Below are 16,737 nucleotides of genomic sequence, written 5' to 3' on the forward strand. Positions count from 1 at the left end.
ATCACCCCATGTCTGCGTCAGCTAGCGTTCGAGGGTACCGAACCCTCGACTGTGTTGGTGGCATCACGCGTGGGAAGGACTATGTGCAACCGCGGCTTGGGAGGTAACATCGATTACGTGAGCCCGCTTAATGTGCGCGAGCTGATTGCCATGGATCGGGAGGGTGCCGTCGTGGAGGTGCGGGGTTTAGGTATAAGGCGATCACTGACACTCCAAAATACCAAATGGCTGCTATCGGCCAAGAGGCGACATTCGTCCCGCGCGCGGGTCAGACATTCAGAAGGCAATTTAGTTGAACTAGCGGCCGTTCAATTGCTAAGGCGGTGCTGGCTCGGGCCCAAACCGGTCACGTGCTCCTGCACGGGGCATGGCAAGGCAGGCGGCCGCCGGCCTGCCCAAAGTCACATTTCCGCCCGATTGCGAACCGCGATTGTGGAACGTATCCCGGCCTCCCAATCACGGTTACGCAGTACCGCCTGGGAGCTATTGCGCTCGCCGGTATGGTCCAATCGTTAGCCTTTGCGGCTGCATTACTCCGGTTGCATCTCCCGGCTTCCGGACTCTGATAAACACCGCCCATTTCCCGGAGCAAATTCGGCCTGCCGCACCCGCGGGTGATAACATACGTAGGTGTCCCGTGCCGTCCGATTATAGGCTAACGCCAGTGCACGGCAATATCCAGCCAACGTGTCAAATTGAAGAATGATTCGAATCGAAAAAGTAGATACTCTTCACGGCCTTTTAAAACTGATTGAGGCTTCGATCGAAGCCAGCCCGGGGCCTCGATGGTTCCGCGGGGCGGGTAGTTACAATCATGGACTGATTCCGGCGTTGTTTCGTCATCCCGAGGTACGGGCTGGCACTGTTAATCCAATGCAAATGGAAGGGAGACTGGATGCACGCTTCAGGCAGACAAGTCCTCCATTTCTAAATGCGCCGCCGGTGACGGCGCTAGACTGGATGTTTATGGCACAACACTTTGGAGTGCCGACCAGATTGTTGGATTGGTCGGAAAATCCTTTTATTGCGCTCTATTTCGCTCTGTCCACGTCAAAACCCGACAGCACAGCGTGCGTTTGGGTCCTGGATCCTCTATTGTGGAATAAGCGATCGCTGAATAATAATAACTTGCCGAGGATTCCTGATCCTGCTGATACGGCGACTTTGCGTTTTATTGAGAGTCTAGGTGATGATCTTGCTCCTCGAACTGACCCGATTGCCATCTACTCCAATCACACCAATCCGAGAATCGTGGCGCAGAGAGGGACATTTACGATTTTCGGTCGAGGTACAGCCGCAATGGAAAATATCGCCTACGCCAAAGATTGCCTACTTTGTCTTGTGGTAGAGAGTTCAGTGAAATCTGATTTGTATAGCAAACTTCTCTCCATTGGATTCACTCACTCTGTCATTTACCCGGATTTGTCGGGCTTGGGTGCCGAGTTAAAAACCTCTTTTGGATTCTAAGGGGAAGTCATGTTTGTAGTTCGACCGTTCCAAGCTACAACTCTCTCGTGGTGGCACGCGGAGCGTGAGCAAATCGACCTGTCGCCACCATATCAAAGAAGCCCGGGAGTGTGGTCACATTCTGATAAAGCTTATCTTATCGACTCAATCATCAACGGCTACGATGTGCCGAAATTTTATATTGCAGATTTCAGTTATGTAAGTAGCGTGCTGAACCTGAAAGGAAAGCCATTTGCGGTAATCGATGGTCGCCAGAGGTTCGAGGCGATGTTCGACTTTCTTGACGGTCGAATTAGACTTAACCGCGATATGACATATCTTGGCGAGGAGCGATATTCTCTCGCTGGAATGAACTATTTCGAATTGAAGGAAAAATTTCCAAAAGTCGCGCAACGCATTGAAAATTTCAATATCACGGTAATGTCCGTCATTACCGATCGCGAGGAGATGATCAATGATCTGTTCGTTCGATTGAATAGAAGTAAGCCCTTGACAGGCGCTGAAGTCAGAAGTGCAATGATCGGCGAAGTTCCTAAGCTAATACGAGAGATTTCTGCGACCCGCTTTTTTACGGAAAATATTTCCTTTTCTACGAATCGGAAGCAACAGGAAAATGTGGCAGCCAAATTGCTTCTTATTGAGCATCGCGGCGAATTCGTTGAAACGAAAAAGGTGAATCTTGATCGATTTGCTAGAGAGGCAGCGCTTACTGAGATAGAATTCCGGTCAAGCGCGGAGCGAGTGATGAATGTATTGGAACGGTCAACATATTTATTCAAAAACAACGATCCACTCCTGAAGTCTTCGGGAATCATTCCAGTTTATTATTGGCTAGTCAGGAATGGACTGGGCCGCCCAGAGTTAAGAGATAAGCTGGAGCAATTCGAGCGTTTTAGAGCCAGCGAGCGGAGGCATCCCGCGGTCGTGGCATATAACAACGTAAGCCGCAGTACCAACGATCCGTTTAGCTATAAGGTTCGATATACGGTGCTGTTGAAGTTCGTAACGCTTGAAAACGGTGAAGAGCTTGCAGAGGACATCGTGCCGAACCAGGTTCTCGTTATAACCCCGTGATCAGCGCAGGCATGCACTAGGCCGGGTCTACCTTGGATCCTGGCCGTTGCAAATTCGTTCCCGTGGCCTGCCGCGGATTCGATCGAACTGCGGAGCAAACCGTTACGCGATTTTGGTCCTGACGGTCGGATTCCTCACTTCTCGTACTGGCGTTGCATGACCGCCGTAGTTTGTAAGCGGCCCTCGTACAAACGCGGGAACGTGAGTCCGTTTCGGGTCGAGAGCAGACGGTCGCGGACGGCGACTTCCGACCCATTGCGGCCTTTGGGCACAAGACTGCGCGGCGGCTGGATTCGAGTGCACAACGGCCATACAAGGCAGCAAAAATCAAGAGTCAGACTGTCGTGCGATAGCCTTGATTACCAGATTGTGGAGCGCCTCAATTTCGACGACGTAACCTGATCGTTGATCACGCGCGTGAATTGTTCCCCAAAAATAAACTTTCAAATAATGATTAGGGGCTTGGGCCTGTTCGATCTTTTTCATCAGCAAGGCACTTCCGCCATAAGCATGAATGCGCGACAGAGGTAAATCAATCGTAAGCGAACGGCCGCCTTCGTTTTCATCGAGCTTTTCGCACTCGTCCATGAAAGTGATGACTAGCCGCTTCGGCGTATCTTCAGGCCAAAGCTTGGCGCGTGCGCCACCGTACACAATCCGGCGACCGTTCTCGCCCGGCGTAATCCAATTCGGGCGTAAAACGGCTTGACGATAGCTGAGTGTTTTTCCCTCAATGGCTACCTTATGCTTCTTGAGATCATCGCCTTCATACTGTGCCCAGCAATCGATGAAGCGCTCCAGACGCGACGTACTGGTGTAGCCATCCCGTGCACGAGCACCGCCGCCTGACGATGAATTCACATCCAGGGGCTCGCAATCTACTGGAGAAGGTGTTACCTGCTTTCCAGATGGCGCATCAGCCGCCGAATCAGAGGTTTTCGGGCGGAATACGTCGATCACGTTGGTCGACTTGGATCGCTCCACCCGATGGTGCAGAGCGCCGTCAGTGTCACCGCCGTTAGCTCGACGCTGCGGATGCCCCTGCACCCAAATGCACGTTTCGAGATGCGGATTTCCGGCCGGCGCTCGAAAGTGAATCTGACGATATTTCTCGGTCTCCTCGATTACCTTGTCATAGTTGATACCTGACACGAGCGGATTTTTTTCTGCTCGACAAGCATCGTCGGAACATCGAAAGATGAATCGCTTTCGGCGATTTTCCGGCAAGGCTAAGTATGCATTCTGTGCATCGTAGATATCAACGACTTTTCCAAGCTCCTCACAATATGCTTCCAGTATCTCCATCAATCCCTCTTGGCACCCTATTGGTTGACAGCTCTAACCGCTTCAACGGCAACCACACACCAAACTTTAGAAATCGGATGGATGGCCGCTTTGGGGTGTTTTTCCGATACCTGAATGTCCGAGTGCTATCGTTCGCGACCGTCGCAAGCTGGCCGCTAGGAGAGATCCACACTTTCCGTGGACAAATCCTCGAGCCTCTACACTCGTTCGTCCCAACCAGCATTGACGCCCCCTAAACCGCCGCTCGCAACCTCTTGCCGCGCATTTCAGAGCCCCGTGTCTCCCAGAGACAGACTCATGGGGAGCATACGCCGCAAGAACGACCATGCCGAGCGCAACCAACCAATCTGTCACTGCCAACCCAACCCGGACATCGCTATTTGGCGTTGACAATGGCTGGAGAGCAATTATGCTGTGACACCACAGACACTACCTGCGGATTTACCTCTTCCAACAGCACCATTCCGCCGAGCATCCATCCATGACCGATACGCTTCAATCCCTCAGCCAGCAACAACGCGCATTCGCAAGGGAACGCGAGTGGGAGCAGTTCCACTCACCCAAGAATTTGGCATCCGCACTCATCGTGGAGGCGGGAGAACTGCTTGAACACTTCCAATGGATGACGGAAGAGCAAAGCCGCACGCTCCCTCCCGAAAAGCTCGAGGCTGTTGGCAGCGAGATTGCCGATGTGCTCCTTTTCCTCATCCAACTGAGCAACGTGCTTGGAATCGATCCTGTGAAAGCCGCGCAGGCCAAGGTCCAGATCAACTCGCAGAAGTACCCTGTCGACCTCGCCAAGGGCAGCAGCAAGAAATACGACCAGCTTTGAGTCGGTCGGGACAGGTGCAGCGGTGATCATCTACCAAGCCAGTAAAAAGGAATTTCTTCACAACGCGCTCCGTGAAGACATCGAGGACATCATGCTTCAACATGTTCGCCGTGCCGGCGTCGCCGGTGGAGGTGAAAGTGAAGTACGCTCGTGGCGAAGCTCGTTGTTTGAAATGGCCAAAGTGCTGCAGGACGAGGAAATCCCAGACGATGCAGGCATCGCCATCGAGTATCAGATACCACACAGCTCACAACGCATCGATTTCATGATCACGGGTGAAGACGAAACAGGAACCCCAAAAGTCGTGATCGTCGAACTCAAGCAGTGGTCTAGTTCTCGATATAGCAACAAGGACGGGGTCATCTGGGCACGACGTGGTGGGCGTAATGCCGAGACCGAAGGTGCCCATCCGTGCTATCAGGCTTGGTCCTATGCTGCTCGGCTCGAGGACCTTAACGCTGCCGTGCACGAACAAGGCATTCGCCTCCAGCCCTGCGCTTACCTACACAATCACCCGCACGACGGCCAGATCGACCACCCGCTCTATGGGTTGCATATTCAACGAGCACCGCTATTCCTAAAAAGCGACAAGGACAAGCTCAGCCGATTCATCAGCAGGCACGTACGCCGCGGCGACCGTTCGAAATCCCTCTACGCTATCGAGCACGGCCGCATCCAGCCATCGAAGGGTCTGATGGATTACGTGACCAGCTTGATGCAAGGCAAGAGCGAATTTGTGCTGATCGATCAACAAAAAGTCGTCTACGAATCCATCCTTCAGATCGAAGCACAGTCGCACAATAAAAAACAGGTCGTCATCGTTCAGGGCGGCCCTGGCACCGGAAAGTCGGTGATCGCCATCAACCTGTTGGTTGCATTGATCGGTCGACAGCGCAACGCCTGCTACGTGACCAAGAACCGCGCTCCCCGCGATGTCTTCCAAGCCAAGTTGACGGGCACCTTTACCAAAACCCGACTCGGGAACCTTTTCAGCGGCTCTGGCTCCTTCACTGAAGATGAGGTAGATACTCACGACGTCCTGTTGGTGGACGAAGCGCACCGACTCAACGAGAAGAGCGGCCTGTTTCGAAATCGAGGTCAGAACCAGGTACTAGAGATCATCCGATCCGCAAGATGCTCCGTTTTCTTCACAGACGATGACCAACGGGTCACTGTCTTCGATATTGGTCACACCGAAGAACTGAGACGGCAAGCCAGAGCCTTGGGCGCCGAAATTACAGAACTCGAGTTGACGTCGCAATTCCGATGCAATGGCTCCGAGGGCTATCTCGCCTGGCTGGACAACACGCTAGAGATTCGGCTGACGGCCAATCAAATGTTCGATCCCGCTGAGTACGACTTCCGAGTGTTCGACAATCCCGCCGAAATGCACGAACTCATCGCAGCAAAGAACCAGGCAAACAACCGATCTCGCGTTGTCGCTGGCTATTGCTGGCCATGGCCCAGCAAGAAAAATCCCGAAGCGTGGGACATCCAACTGCCACAGTTCGGCTATCAGAAGCGCTGGAACCTTAGCACAGACGGCAGCCTCTGGATCGTCAAGCCCGGATCCGGCCAGGAGGTGGGCTGCATCCATACCTGCCAAGGCCTGGAACTGGATTATGTTGGCGTGATCATCGGAGATGACCTAGTCTACCGTGATGGCCAGATCGTCACCGACGCTACCCAACGGGCCTCTTCCGACCAGTCAGTGCATGGGCTCAAGAAGATGATGCGAGAAGATCCCGAACGCGCTCAGAAACTGGCGGACCTCATCGTCAAGAACACCTATCGAACATTGATGACCCGAGGCATGAAAGGCTGCTACGTATATTGCACAGACAACGCACTAGCCGAATATCTGCGCAGCAGGCTCGAACGGACCACGGAAGCGGCATCCGCAGCAGTCATACGTAGCGACAACGCCAGCGTCATACCCCTGAGGCGGGTCACGGAACCCGAACGTCAAAACAGCAGAGCGGCGCTCCCACTTGTCAACATCAAGATGGCGGCCGGCACATTCTCGGACTACCAAACGCTGGACGACACCGCCTCCAAGCGGCACACGTCAAGGCAAAGTGGTCATTGCCCAGCACCGCAGCATCGACGATCCAGAAGCTGGCGGAAAATACACCATCAAGGTCTACACAAGCGAGAAGACGGTCGCCCCAGATGGCAGTTGGCAGCACGAACGAATCGTTCTACGTCCAGATTCGCAACAGCCTGGCTACGAGCCAATCGTGATCGACCGGAATGCCACAGACGATGGATTCACGATCGTGGCGGAATTCCTGACTGTTCTTGAGAACGAATCATAAGCGGTCATTTCCACCTCTCCCCACAGAGAATTCAGCGACATCAAGGCGATCAGAATCACGCCACTAGATGAGCGAAACAAGGCGGCCGGCTGATACCATAGTCACCTCCACTCAACACAGCGGCAGCGCGCACGGTGGTCGACAGACGGGTGGCTGATGGGTAACCCAGCAACGAAAAATGGCTGGACATCCCTCAGCAACCCAATGGAATCAAAAGGAATCCCGTTTACCCATGAAACTCGCCACCTGCACTACGGATTAGCGTCTCAAGTTGCGCCAATACGTTCCTAACGTGCTGATATTGCACGACAACGTCTTGAATATCAGTTTCTAAGCATGCCATGATGTCCCCTGACATCAGACCCATACTGGGTAGCTAGGTGGGTAGCTAGCCGCAATGTTTGCGCGCTAGCTACCCAGAACACCTGGCCAGGGATAGGCTTGGCAAAATCAACGAATAAACTCACCGACATCCAGCTACGCAACTGGGTCGCCAGCGGCGCCCCGGTGGCACGCTCGGATGGCGACGGACTAACCTTCACGCTTTCATCCGCCGGTACCGCCACCTGGGTACTACGGTACCGTCTTGGCACTCGCCATAACGGCCAGGTGCTGCGGCGTGAACTCACCATCGGAAACTACCCTGACATCTCCCTGCGCGAGGCTCGGGAACTGGCCAGCAAACACCGTGCTGCCATCGACACAGGCGGAGACCCGGCAACCAACAAGCAAGTCGGAAAAACCCAATTTCGTTCAGACTGGACCGTGCGAGAACTCGTGCGGGACTACCAGAACAAGATCCTGGTCGAGCCGCACTACGCGGCAAAGACGATTACCTACCGAAAGGCTGATTACAAGCAGGTCATTCTGCCCCAGCTCGGCCGACGATTGGTGTCCTCCATCACGTCCACAGACATCGTGGAAATGCTCGTGTCAGCAAACCGCAGTTGGACAATCAGCAAGCGCATTCTGACGTCAGCATCCATGGCCTTCGACCACGCTTGTGGCCAGATGCTGATTCCGGCCAACCCTTGCACAGGCATTCGCCTCTCTGCCGTCATGGGGCCACGCCCACAGGTACGCCAACGCATCATGCTGCAAGAGGATGAGCTCAGGGTCTTGTTGCCCGACATCGACATCATCGGCGTGGAGAACGGACTGGCCTTCCGCATCTTGCTCGCCACCTGCGTACGCGGCATCGAATTGGCCAGAGCGAAGAAGGAGCATCTGTTTCTGGATCGCGGGGTCTGGTGGATTCCAGACGAGTCGGTCAAAACGAGGAAAGGCTTTTTGGTTCCCATCGTCCCCACTGTCGCCGCCTGGTTCCAGTCGCTGATCAACCTGTCTGGCGAATCCATCTACTTGCTTCCTGCCCGCCAGGAACGGCGACGGCGCAATCATCACGGAGATACCCATGTCGGAACCACCACCCTATGGGCCGCCTTTCGACGCGCCTTTGATCGCCAAGAAATTCCCATCCGGCAATTTACGCCGCACGACACCCGATCAACCGCGAAAGGGCACCTACGGAACATGGGGATCTCCAGGGAAATCTCGGAGATCGCGCTGAACCATACGCTCAAGGGCATGGAGGCCATCTATGATGTCCGCGAAGAAATCCCAGAACGGCGACAGGCACTGACCATGTGGGCGGCGTTCCTCGTCGCCTGCGAGACCGGGGCCCCATCCCCCCAAGCGATTGAACCCACGATCAGCAACATCATTCAATTGAGAAAAGCAGCTGGAGCCCACAGTCATGGATAGGGGACAGCGCTCTGTCGCATCCGCTCTGGTCAGTCCGGATCATCGGGGTTGCATCATTTCACTTTCTAGGAGGATAAAGTATGATTAAGTATGAAATTCCACTGAGGTACAGCACTATGTCTACCATTGAACGCCTGACCGTCACGATGCCTGCCGAAATGGCAGCCACGCTCAAAAGCGCTGTCGATGCGGGTGAATATGCGTCCACCAGCGAAGTCATCCGCGAAGCCTTGCGTGACTGGTCCTTTAAACGTCAACTGATGCTGGATGAACTGGCGACGCTCAAACAGGATATCGACAAGGGGCTCGCAGATGTCGCGGCCGGCCGCGTCCATGAATTCAATGCGCAGCGCATTGCCGAGCGAGGGAGAAAGCTATTAGCCGCACGCTCTTCCTGACCGACCACGCAGAAGCCGACCTGTCGGAAATCTGGTCCTATGTCGCGGAGGATTCCAGCGAGGCCACGGCGAACCGCCTGATTGCCAAGCTGCAAGCCACCTGCGAAAAAATTCTGCCCTTCCCCGAAAGCCAGCCGGCACGTCCGCTCATCGCGCCAGGCATACGCGTGACCTTCCACGGTGCCTACGCAATCTACTACACGCATACCAGTGAGGCCGTCACCATCATCCGAGTCCTCCATGGGGCGCGTGACATCTGGCGGTTGGTTGCCGACGGGGGATTCCACTAGCTCCTTATAGGAGTGCTGCACCCTGATCACTTCGCAGGAAATTCCCATGAACGAACCTCTCTCCGAGGTCATCCGCATCCGGGTGACCCCGTCTCATGCTGCGCGCTTGGGCGAGGCCGCCGCATTGTCCGGACTGTCATTATCCAATTACGTTCGGCGCCGTCTGGCGGCTGATGACACCTTGCAGGAAGAACTGACACTGCTGCGCCAGGTTGTCGTCAGCCTGGATCAGCTGCGCGATACCCGTATCGCTGCTGTAGAAACCGTCCACCTGGTGCGGGCCATGGCCAAGCCAGAACAAATCGACCAGGCACAACGGAACCTGCAACGCTTGCGCTGATCTACAATGGTCAACGACAAGACCCGCCAAGGCTATGCGCAGTGCGCATCCTCAAACCGGCGGGTTACTCATTTCTGCTCTCCTATCCTAATTAGACCTGCACGGTCTATGTCTCATTCCTAGCCCAACTGCGGCTATCTGTCCCCCCCCCAGGAACCCCCTCATGCAAACCCTTCCCACCTTGCGGGCTGGGGCGCTGGCGTTCGCCTGCGCTCTGGCCCCGCTCGCCCACGCGGCCGATGCTGCCGATCTGCTCGTCGGCATTCCGCGCCTGGCCTGCGAAGCCACGCTGTGCCTGTCCTCCAGTCTGCGGCCGGGCGAATGCAGCCCGTCCCTGGAACACTATTTCGGCATCAAGAAGTTCAATCGCCACGGCCTAGACTGGGATGCAACGGTGGCCGCCCGTCGATCATTCCTGGGCCAGTGTCCAGCGGCTGCCGACCCTGGCATGCCCGAACGAGTGGAGGCAATTTCGCACGGGGCAGGCACATGCGATGCGGACTACCTGAACCGCGCCTATGCCGATATCGCCTACAAATGGCGCAAACGGGGCTACCGCTACGATGTCGCGACTGGCACCCAGGAGCCCGTCTACGAAGTCCACGCGCTGGATACAGTGACGCTCACCCAGTTGCCCACCTGGTGCGTGGCCTACAACGACCACGACTGGACCTATGAACTGTCCGTGCGCTACGTCGGCAAGCCCATGATGGGCGGGCATTGGGTCAAGGCCGAAGACTACGAAGCCACCCAGGCCCGCTGGGACGCCGACCATGGGGGCCAGTGGGCCCAGGGCTGGAACTTCTCGATGTCTGATCCCCGACAACGCAGTGGCCTTTGATGGTGGCCCTCCATGATTGCCGAACTGGCCACCCTGGCCCTGGCCTGTGCACCCAACATCCACCCCGTCACACTTGAGGCTCTGATCAACCATGAGTCTGGCGCCAGGCAGTACGCCATTGGCGTCAACCGCAAAGGTCACGCCCTTTCCCGCCAGCCCCAGGACCTGGAAGCGGCCCGCAAGGCCGCTGAAAACCTGATCACGCAGGGCATCGACTTCGATGCAGGCCTGGGTCAGATCAATGTGCGCAACTGGGCCTGGCTGGGGCTGGATAGCACCACGGTCTTTGATCCTTGCCGCAATCTGGCGGCTGCCCAGACGGTTTTGTCCGACTGCTACGCTCGGGCGTTGAATTCGCAGCGGCGCCAGCAGCAGGCCTTGCGGGCCGCCCTGTCCTGCTACAACACCGGCAATTTCCGGCGGGGCTTTGCCAACGGCTATGTGGGCAAGGTGCTGTCCCAGGCCGGGATCAAGGTGCCTGCGCTGAAACCTATGTCCACGGCAGCACCAGCACAGCCATCCGCCGACTCGACCAATCCGTCAGCGGCATCAGAGCCCGGCTCGGCACCATCATCGGACCAGGCGGCGGGCAGCAATCCTGAGCGTTCGGACCAGTCACCCCCACAGCAAGGCAAACACCCCGAATCCGACCGACAAGGCAGTCCAGACGGTTTCGCCGCTCACCCTGCAATGGACGGCTTTACGCAGCCGACACGCTGATCCTGCGACTGTGCCCCCTGCCACGGCACCCCACGCCAGGCCCTTCGCCTGGCTGGTTGGAGATCCGCGCCGGTTGAAAACTGACCCACTGGGGCAGCCACCAGCCTTCCCCACTAACCCACATCAAACATTACCCCAGCGCCCCCGCCGCGCCTGGGGCAGGAGTCATGCCATGCAGATATTGCAACGATTCAAGAACAAGGCACTTCAAGGACGATTTGCCCGCACCTTGGGGGCATTCTGGATACTGGCAGCAGTCCACCAGGAGGCATTTGCCCAATCGCTGGGCGGCCTGTCACGCGCCCGGACCACCCTGCAGACGCTGAAGGACAATCTGGACATCATCCTGCCCATTGCGGCGGTGATCATTGGCGTCATCATCTTCGTGCTGTATTCCGCCGAAGTGATGCGCAAGGACGACGCCATCCGCTGGGGCATCGGCGTGCTGCTGGCAGGCTCCGCTGCAGAACTGGTCGTACTGCTCTGGAAATAAGTCATGGCAGCGCACACCTCCGGTACATCTGCTGGCCACCTAAAACCCACCGACCAGACACCAGCCACACACCAGAATCCCAACACCTACCCTGTCTTCAAAGGCCTGGGGCGCAAGGCCACGTTCATGGGCATCCCCACCACCTTGATGCTCGGTACCTTTGCAGTCGTCGCCATCATCGCCATGACGGCAGGCTTGGCCTGGTGGGGGCTGCTCTTTGTGGTCATGCCGGCGCTCGCGATTGCCACCCGGGACGACGACAAAGCGCTCGACGTTCTGTGGCTGGAGATCAAAACTCGACGCCTGAACCGCAACCAGCACTTCTGGCAAGGGTCCAGCTATGCCCTACAGGGCTACCACCGTGACCGGCCCTGGCGCCGCCTCATTTCTCGAAGGAACCCCTCATGACCGCAGCCGCAGCTCTCGCCGTCGATAAACGGCTGGTTTCCCGCTACCTGCCCTATTCCCATCACGTCACCGATCAGATCATCGCCTGCGACAACTATGAATATCTGGCCGTCATCAAAGTGGCTGGACGGGCGCCAGACGCCTACGCCCAGGCGGAATTGAAAGAGTGGATCGAAGCCCTGCACAACGTGCTGCGCGGCCTGCCCATGGGGTCGTTGGGTCTGTACTCACATATCATCCGCCGCCGCGTCACGGAATACCCGGACAGCACCTTTGCCCAGCCCTTTGCCTCGTGGTTCGATGCGGCTTACCGGGCGACGTTCGACGCCTCGGGCTTGATGGTCAACGATCTGTACCTGACCGTCCTCATCCATCCGGTCGAAGACCCGGTACTTGGCACCTTCGCGAGCCTTGAGAAGGCCAACACCCAGCGCCTTGCGCACTGGCAGGCTGAATCTATCGAACGATTGACCAGCACCCTACGGGCGCTCACTGCTGGCCTGTATCGCTACGATCCCCAGATCCTGGGCATTGTGGATCGCCAGGGCCTAGCCTTTAGCGAAGCCGCCGAATTCCTGGGGTTCCTGCTCTCTGGTATTCACCGGCCCGTACCGATCAGCCGGGAACGCCTGCGCGAAACCCTGCCGCATGCCCGGCCGATCTTTGGACGGTACGGCGAACTGGGTGAACTGCGCACGGTCGCAAGGTCCCGGCTCTTTGGCATGATGGAATTGCGCGACTATCCGGAAACCACCAAACCCGGCCACCTGAATCGGCTGCTGGGCCTGCCGCATGAATTCGTGCTCACCCAGTCCTGGGGCAGCCACACGGGGGCCGCAGCCAAAAAACTGGTGAAGAAGCACCACAAGCTGCTGGTCGATTCGGGCGATGATTCGGCCAGCCAAGTGGCGCAACTCTCGGACGCCATGGATGACCTGACCTCGGCCCGGCTGGGGCTGGGTGACCACCATGCAACGATCCTCATCTATGGCGACACGGCCGAAGGCGTACGCCAAGCGCTGGCACAGACCGCCACGGCCTTGGCGGAAGACGCCGTAGGCCTTCGGCCACTGGATCGGGCCCTGGAGGCCGGCTTCTGGGCGCAGCTGCCGGGTAACTGGCACTGGCGGCCCCGGCCGGTACCGGTCACATCGTTCAACTTCCTGTGCTTTTCCAGCCTGCACAACCAGCTGACCGGCAAGCCTGCCGGAAACCCATGGGGACCGGCGGTGACGATGTTGAAGACCCAGACCGGATCACCCTTTTTCTTCAACTTTCACGCCTCTACTGAAGACCTGGACGAGACCGGCAAGCGGCGCCCCGGCAACACCATGATTATCGGCATGACGGGCACCGGCAAAACGGTACTGCAGGGGATGCTGCTCACCCAAGCGCAGAAGTTCGGCGCCACCTGCGTGGTCTGGGACAAAGACCAGGGCATGCAGGTACTCATCATGGCGTTGGGCGGGCGCTACTTCAATATCCGCCTGGGCGAAGCGACCGGCTGGAATCCGTTTCAGATGGAGCCCAGCAAGGGCAATATCGCTTTCATGGTGCGCCTGGTCGTGTACCTGGCCGAACGCCGGGGCGAAGCGGTCAGCACACGCCAGCGGGCCGACATCACCCAGGCCGTGCAGCAGCTGGTGACGCTCATCGACCGACCCGCCAGAACACTGTCCACCCTGAACACGCTGCTGCCCAACCCCTACAGCGAAGATGACTCGCACAGCACGATTCACGCGCGGCTCGCCCCCTGGTGCCAGGGTGGTGAATACGGCTGGGTATTCGACAACCCCAGCGACCATCTGGACCTGGAGACGACCGGCGACAAGCCCGCCATCTTCGGGTTCGACCTGACGGAACTCCTGGATGATGACGTAGTGCGCGGGGCGGCCACCCTGTATCTCAAGCATCGCATCGACACCCTGCACGATGGGCGGCGCATCATCAATCTGTATGACGAGTGTCAGCACCCCCTGAAGGACGCCCATTTTCAGGAGTCTATGCAGGACGCGAGCCGCACGATTCGCAAAAAGAATGGCGTGCTGGCCTTTGCCACCCAGGAACCCGGGGCCATCACCGAGAATCCTGTGGGGCCGTCGCTCGTGCAGCAGACCGCCACGCTCATCCTCTTGCCCAACCCCAAGGCGCGCGCCCGTGACTACATAGAAGGCTTCGGGCTCACAGCCGCAGAATTTGAACTCCTGCGCGGCCTGGGCGAAGCCAGCCGCAAATTCCTGGTCAAGCAGGGGGCGAGCGTCACCGTGGCCCAGCTGGACCTGTCGGGCTGCGAGGACGAACTGCTGGTGTTCTCAGGCAGTCCCGACATGGCGGAAATTGCGGAGCAGGCGGCTACCGAAGTGGGGTCCGATCCTGCTACCTGGCTGCCAGTGTATCTGGCCAGAGTCAGACAGACCCACCGCTAGGCAGTTCACGCCACTCTGACGCGCCTTACAGGCGGCCAGGATCATTTTCGTGATGCCACGAAGATGATCCATCCGCAGGCGCACCCATTCAAGGAAATCACACCATGAAGCATGAATCCCATGCTCAGGATCGGCTGCGCGCGGACCAATCACACAGTCGGCACCTGGAACAAACCCAACAGGATGACCGTCAAGAAGCGCGGGTTCACCAGCAAGACACCGCCTTCTATGAACGGCTGGGCCTGACAGGCCTGGAGGCCGACACCCCGGAACCATCCTTCTGCGTTTCGGTCTACCGCGAGCTCTGGACACCCGAAGATCGGGAGGCCGGGCAATTCAGCGAAGGCAGTGCGGAAGTTGAGCGCGAAACCGTCGATAGCGAAGAGCTGCAGCGCATCGGCCAGGACTACGGCCTGAATCTGGCTTCTGCCTCCGATCCCCGCCACACGCCCTATCTCTGGTTCTCATCCAGCACCCCGCGCGAGGATCGGGAGTATTTCGAGCAAGGTGTACACAAGTATTACAGCCTGCACATCCATGAAGTGGACGGCCACCGACCAGAACCGGCGGACATCCAGCGCATTGCCGATCTCATCGGTGTGCGCTTCGATCACCCTATGCAACTGGAGCCCCCGGCGCACGAACAGGAGGGCCCTGACCTATGTCTGTAATCCCCGCAAACCTGCACCGGCCACACTCGGCCGACGAAGCCATGGGCATGGCCTGGTGGAACATCCTGAAACCCGCAGAACGGGCGTACTGGCTTACAAAAGCTGGGCCCACCTGCAGCGTGGCTGATGCCTGGGCCGTCTTCAAGCGGCACCTGGTCAACCCCACCAACCCTTCCCCACCGGACACCCCATGAATCGACGACACTTCATTGCCGCCACCGGCGCCACCCTGCTGACCATCCTCGCCGGATGCAAGACGGAACCGGACGGGGAAAAGTTCGTGGGGTACTGGAAGTCGGACAAAGGCAACCATCCCGCACTGGTCCAGATCGAGCGCAACGGTGACAGCTTCCTTTTCAAAGAAACAGCCTGGAGCATTGTCGGAAACGTGGGGTACCGAACCCGCACCGTGCCCGCCGTCATCAAGGATGCTGATAACGTGCTGGTTGTCGCCGACACGCTCCACCTGGCATACGACGAAAAGCAGGACGCAATTGTCTCGGGCCGCATGACGGCTCACCGGATCACCGAAGCGCAATACCAAAGCACTATCAACGAGAAGTAATTCACCCCCGCGCGGCCCCCGCGCCACCATCAGGCCGACAGTCGTCCGCCTTCCGCATCCATCCCGGAGCCTTCCCCCATGACACGCTACAAGCTGCTTGCGGCGGGCATTGCCCTGTCCGCTGCCTTCATGAACCCCGTCCATGCCAGTGGCATCCCCACTGTCGATGCCGCCACCATCGCTCAACTGCAGGAGCAACTGCTGACCGCCCGAGACCAGTTAAAGAATCTGACCGACCAGCTGGCTACTGCCAAAAGCCAGTTGGCCGCCTTCACGCAGTCAAGCGGCTACGGTAACGTCGTGGGCAATTCGGACATCCGGAACCAACTGCGCGCGGCGCTCCCCTCCAGCGCCCAGGACCTATTGAACCGCTCGGGCAGTTCCAACCTGGACGGCGATGTGGGCCGCATCACCGATCAGGTGATGGGTCCAGTGAATTTCAGGGAAGACCGCCAGGAGTTGTCCAGACGTGCCCTGAACATCGAAGCCACATCCAAGGCCATGAGTGAACGGGCCTACGATTCGATGACCCGACGCTTGGCCAATGTGGATGCCCTGCAGGACAAGATCAACCAGACCAGCAACCCCAAGGAAATCGCGGAGCTGCAGGCCCGCATTCAAATCGAGCAGGCCAACATCCAAGCTGAGCAAACGCGAATTCAGCTTGCCTCCCAGCAGCTGGAAGCTGAACGCAACCTGCTGCAGGCACGGGCAGAGCATGTATACGGTGGCTGGTTTGGAAACACCAAAAAGGCTGGGGACACAGCCAACACAACCGAATAAGGCCACGCTATGCCAGGCCTGACACCCTCTATCAGCCCACCC

General features: G+C 57.7%; 18 protein-coding genes. 17 read left to right on the forward strand and 1 reads right to left on the reverse strand.

Translation table 11 applies throughout. The annotated features are described in order from the left end of the window. The first annotated feature begins 702 nt into the window (after positions 1-702). Together ACVCMJ_RS04740 and ACVCMJ_RS04745 are read left to right on the forward strand one after the other, a co-directional pair. Positions 703-1,467: an FRG domain-containing protein gene (locus ACVCMJ_RS04740; protein ID WP_447080294.1), complete on the forward strand. Its 765-nt coding sequence runs from the start codon at positions 703-705 to the stop codon at positions 1,465-1,467. A gap of 9 nt (positions 1,468-1,476) precedes the next feature. Then, positions 1,477-2,541: a DUF262 domain-containing protein gene (locus tag ACVCMJ_RS04745; RefSeq protein ID WP_447080295.1), complete on the forward strand. Its 1,065-nt coding sequence runs from the start codon at positions 1,477-1,479 to the stop codon at positions 2,539-2,541. Between the two features lie 327 nt (positions 2,542-2,868). Here the strand turns inward: ACVCMJ_RS04745 and ACVCMJ_RS04750 are convergent, their stop codons facing one another. Further along, a complete protein-coding gene (locus ACVCMJ_RS04750) occupies positions 2,869-3,846 on the reverse strand; it encodes a hypothetical protein (RefSeq protein WP_447080296.1) in 978 nt (325 codons plus the stop codon). Between the two features lie 481 nt (positions 3,847-4,327). On the opposite strand from ACVCMJ_RS04750, the gene ACVCMJ_RS04755 reads away from it, so the two are divergent. The 15 genes from ACVCMJ_RS04755 to ACVCMJ_RS04825 all read left to right on the forward strand — a co-directional run bounded on the left by ACVCMJ_RS04755 (position 4,328) and on the right by ACVCMJ_RS04825 (position 16,695). After that, positions 4,328-4,678: a nucleotide pyrophosphohydrolase gene (locus ACVCMJ_RS04755; RefSeq protein WP_447080297.1), complete on the forward strand. Its 351-nt coding sequence runs from the start codon at positions 4,328-4,330 to the stop codon at positions 4,676-4,678. 22 nt (positions 4,679-4,700) lie between these two features. Continuing rightward, positions 4,701-6,983, forward strand: a complete 2,283-nt coding sequence (locus ACVCMJ_RS04760) for a DNA/RNA helicase domain-containing protein (protein WP_447080298.1) — start codon at positions 4,701-4,703, stop codon at positions 6,981-6,983. Between the two features lie 454 nt (positions 6,984-7,437). Beyond that, the gene (locus ACVCMJ_RS04765) at positions 7,438-8,760 is read left to right on the forward strand and encodes a tyrosine-type recombinase/integrase (protein ID WP_447080299.1); all 1,323 of its coding nucleotides are present in this window, start codon (positions 7,438-7,440) and stop codon (positions 8,758-8,760) included. A 116-nt stretch (positions 8,761-8,876) separates the two neighbouring features. Next, positions 8,877-9,158 (forward strand): ribbon-helix-helix domain-containing protein, encoded by a 282-nt coding sequence (locus ACVCMJ_RS04770; protein ID WP_414245301.1) that lies wholly within the window; start codon positions 8,877-8,879, stop codon positions 9,156-9,158. Between the two features lie 29 nt (positions 9,159-9,187). Then, positions 9,188-9,448 carry a type II toxin-antitoxin system RelE/ParE family toxin gene (locus ACVCMJ_RS04775; RefSeq protein WP_414245493.1) on the forward strand — a complete coding sequence of 87 codons (261 nt, stop codon included), beginning with the start codon at positions 9,188-9,190 and terminating at the stop codon, positions 9,446-9,448. A 46-nt stretch (positions 9,449-9,494) separates the two neighbouring features. Then, positions 9,495-9,788, forward strand: coding sequence for a plasmid mobilization protein (locus tag ACVCMJ_RS04780; RefSeq protein ID WP_447080300.1), 294 nt, complete (start codon positions 9,495-9,497; stop codon positions 9,786-9,788). Positions 9,789-9,951: 163 nt separating this feature from the next. Then, positions 9,952-10,629: a TrbM/KikA/MpfK family conjugal transfer protein gene (locus ACVCMJ_RS04785; protein WP_447080301.1), complete on the forward strand. Its 678-nt coding sequence runs from the start codon at positions 9,952-9,954 to the stop codon at positions 10,627-10,629. 12 nt (positions 10,630-10,641) lie between these two features. Continuing rightward, positions 10,642-11,349 carry a lytic transglycosylase domain-containing protein gene (locus tag ACVCMJ_RS04790; protein ID WP_447080302.1) on the forward strand — a complete coding sequence of 236 codons (708 nt, stop codon included), beginning with the start codon at positions 10,642-10,644 and terminating at the stop codon, positions 11,347-11,349. 172 nt (positions 11,350-11,521) lie between these two features. Beyond that, entirely contained in the window at positions 11,522-11,842 is a 321-nt protein-coding gene (locus ACVCMJ_RS04795) for a TrbC/VirB2 family protein (RefSeq protein WP_447080303.1), read from the forward strand. Between the two features lie 3 nt (positions 11,843-11,845). Then, a complete protein-coding gene (locus ACVCMJ_RS04800) occupies positions 11,846-12,250 on the forward strand; it encodes a type IV secretion system protein VirB3 (RefSeq protein WP_447080304.1) in 405 nt (134 codons plus the stop codon). Further along, complete coding sequence (locus ACVCMJ_RS04805) at positions 12,247-14,676, forward strand: VirB4 family type IV secretion/conjugal transfer ATPase (RefSeq protein ID WP_447080305.1); 2,430 nt, start codon at positions 12,247-12,249, stop codon at positions 14,674-14,676. The genes ACVCMJ_RS04800 and ACVCMJ_RS04805 overlap by 4 nt, the downstream gene beginning before the upstream one ends. Before the next feature lie 104 nt (positions 14,677-14,780). Beyond that, positions 14,781-15,347, forward strand: a complete 567-nt coding sequence (locus ACVCMJ_RS04810) for a hypothetical protein (RefSeq protein ID WP_447080306.1) — start codon at positions 14,781-14,783, stop codon at positions 15,345-15,347. After that, positions 15,338-15,541 (forward strand): hypothetical protein, encoded by a 204-nt coding sequence (locus tag ACVCMJ_RS04815; RefSeq protein ID WP_447080307.1) that lies wholly within the window; start codon positions 15,338-15,340, stop codon positions 15,539-15,541. Before ACVCMJ_RS04810 ends, ACVCMJ_RS04815 begins: the two co-directional genes overlap by 10 nt. Further along, the gene (locus ACVCMJ_RS04820; RefSeq protein ID WP_447080308.1) at positions 15,538-15,912 is read left to right on the forward strand and encodes a hypothetical protein; all 375 of its coding nucleotides are present in this window, start codon (positions 15,538-15,540) and stop codon (positions 15,910-15,912) included. The genes ACVCMJ_RS04815 and ACVCMJ_RS04820 overlap by 4 nt, the downstream gene beginning before the upstream one ends. Before the next feature lie 78 nt (positions 15,913-15,990). Continuing rightward, complete coding sequence (locus tag ACVCMJ_RS04825; protein WP_447080309.1) at positions 15,991-16,695, forward strand: type IV secretion system protein; 705 nt, start codon at positions 15,991-15,993, stop codon at positions 16,693-16,695. The last annotated feature ends 42 nt before the right edge of the window (positions 16,696-16,737 follow it).

The organism is Castellaniella sp. UC4447_H14, from assembly GCF_052978285.1.

Excerpts from the sequence above, each read along its gene's own strand:
- ACVCMJ_RS04810 (WP_447080306.1), top strand. The coding sequence starts at position 14,781 with ATGAAGCATGAATCCCATGCTCAGGATCGGCTGCGCGCGGACCAATCA.
- ACVCMJ_RS04790 (WP_447080302.1), top strand. The coding sequence starts at position 10,642 with ATGATTGCCGAACTGGCCACCCTGGCCCTGGCCTGTGCACCCAACATC.
- ACVCMJ_RS04795 (WP_447080303.1), top strand. The coding sequence starts at position 11,522 with ATGCAGATATTGCAACGATTCAAGAACAAGGCACTTCAAGGACGATTT.
- ACVCMJ_RS04825 (WP_447080309.1), top strand. The coding sequence starts at position 15,991 with ATGACACGCTACAAGCTGCTTGCGGCGGGCATTGCCCTGTCCGCTGCC.
- ACVCMJ_RS04770 (WP_414245301.1), top strand. The coding sequence starts at position 8,877 with ATGTCTACCATTGAACGCCTGACCGTCACGATGCCTGCCGAAATGGCA.
- ACVCMJ_RS04745 (WP_447080295.1), top strand. The coding sequence starts at position 1,477 with ATGTTTGTAGTTCGACCGTTCCAAGCTACAACTCTCTCGTGGTGGCAC.
- ACVCMJ_RS04815 (WP_447080307.1), top strand. The coding sequence starts at position 15,338 with ATGTCTGTAATCCCCGCAAACCTGCACCGGCCACACTCGGCCGACGAA.
- ACVCMJ_RS04800 (WP_447080304.1), top strand. The coding sequence starts at position 11,846 with ATGGCAGCGCACACCTCCGGTACATCTGCTGGCCACCTAAAACCCACC.
- ACVCMJ_RS04805 (WP_447080305.1), top strand. The coding sequence starts at position 12,247 with ATGACCGCAGCCGCAGCTCTCGCCGTCGATAAACGGCTGGTTTCCCGC.
- ACVCMJ_RS04785 (WP_447080301.1), top strand. The coding sequence starts at position 9,952 with ATGCAAACCCTTCCCACCTTGCGGGCTGGGGCGCTGGCGTTCGCCTGC.
- ACVCMJ_RS04740 (WP_447080294.1), top strand. The coding sequence starts at position 703 with ATGATTCGAATCGAAAAAGTAGATACTCTTCACGGCCTTTTAAAACTG.
- ACVCMJ_RS04780 (WP_447080300.1), top strand. The coding sequence starts at position 9,495 with ATGAACGAACCTCTCTCCGAGGTCATCCGCATCCGGGTGACCCCGTCT.
- ACVCMJ_RS04820 (WP_447080308.1), top strand. The coding sequence starts at position 15,538 with ATGAATCGACGACACTTCATTGCCGCCACCGGCGCCACCCTGCTGACC.
- ACVCMJ_RS04755 (WP_447080297.1), top strand. The coding sequence starts at position 4,328 with ATGACCGATACGCTTCAATCCCTCAGCCAGCAACAACGCGCATTCGCA.
- ACVCMJ_RS04750 (WP_447080296.1), bottom strand. The coding sequence starts at position 3,846 with ATGGAGATACTGGAAGCATATTGTGAGGAGCTTGGAAAAGTCGTTGAT.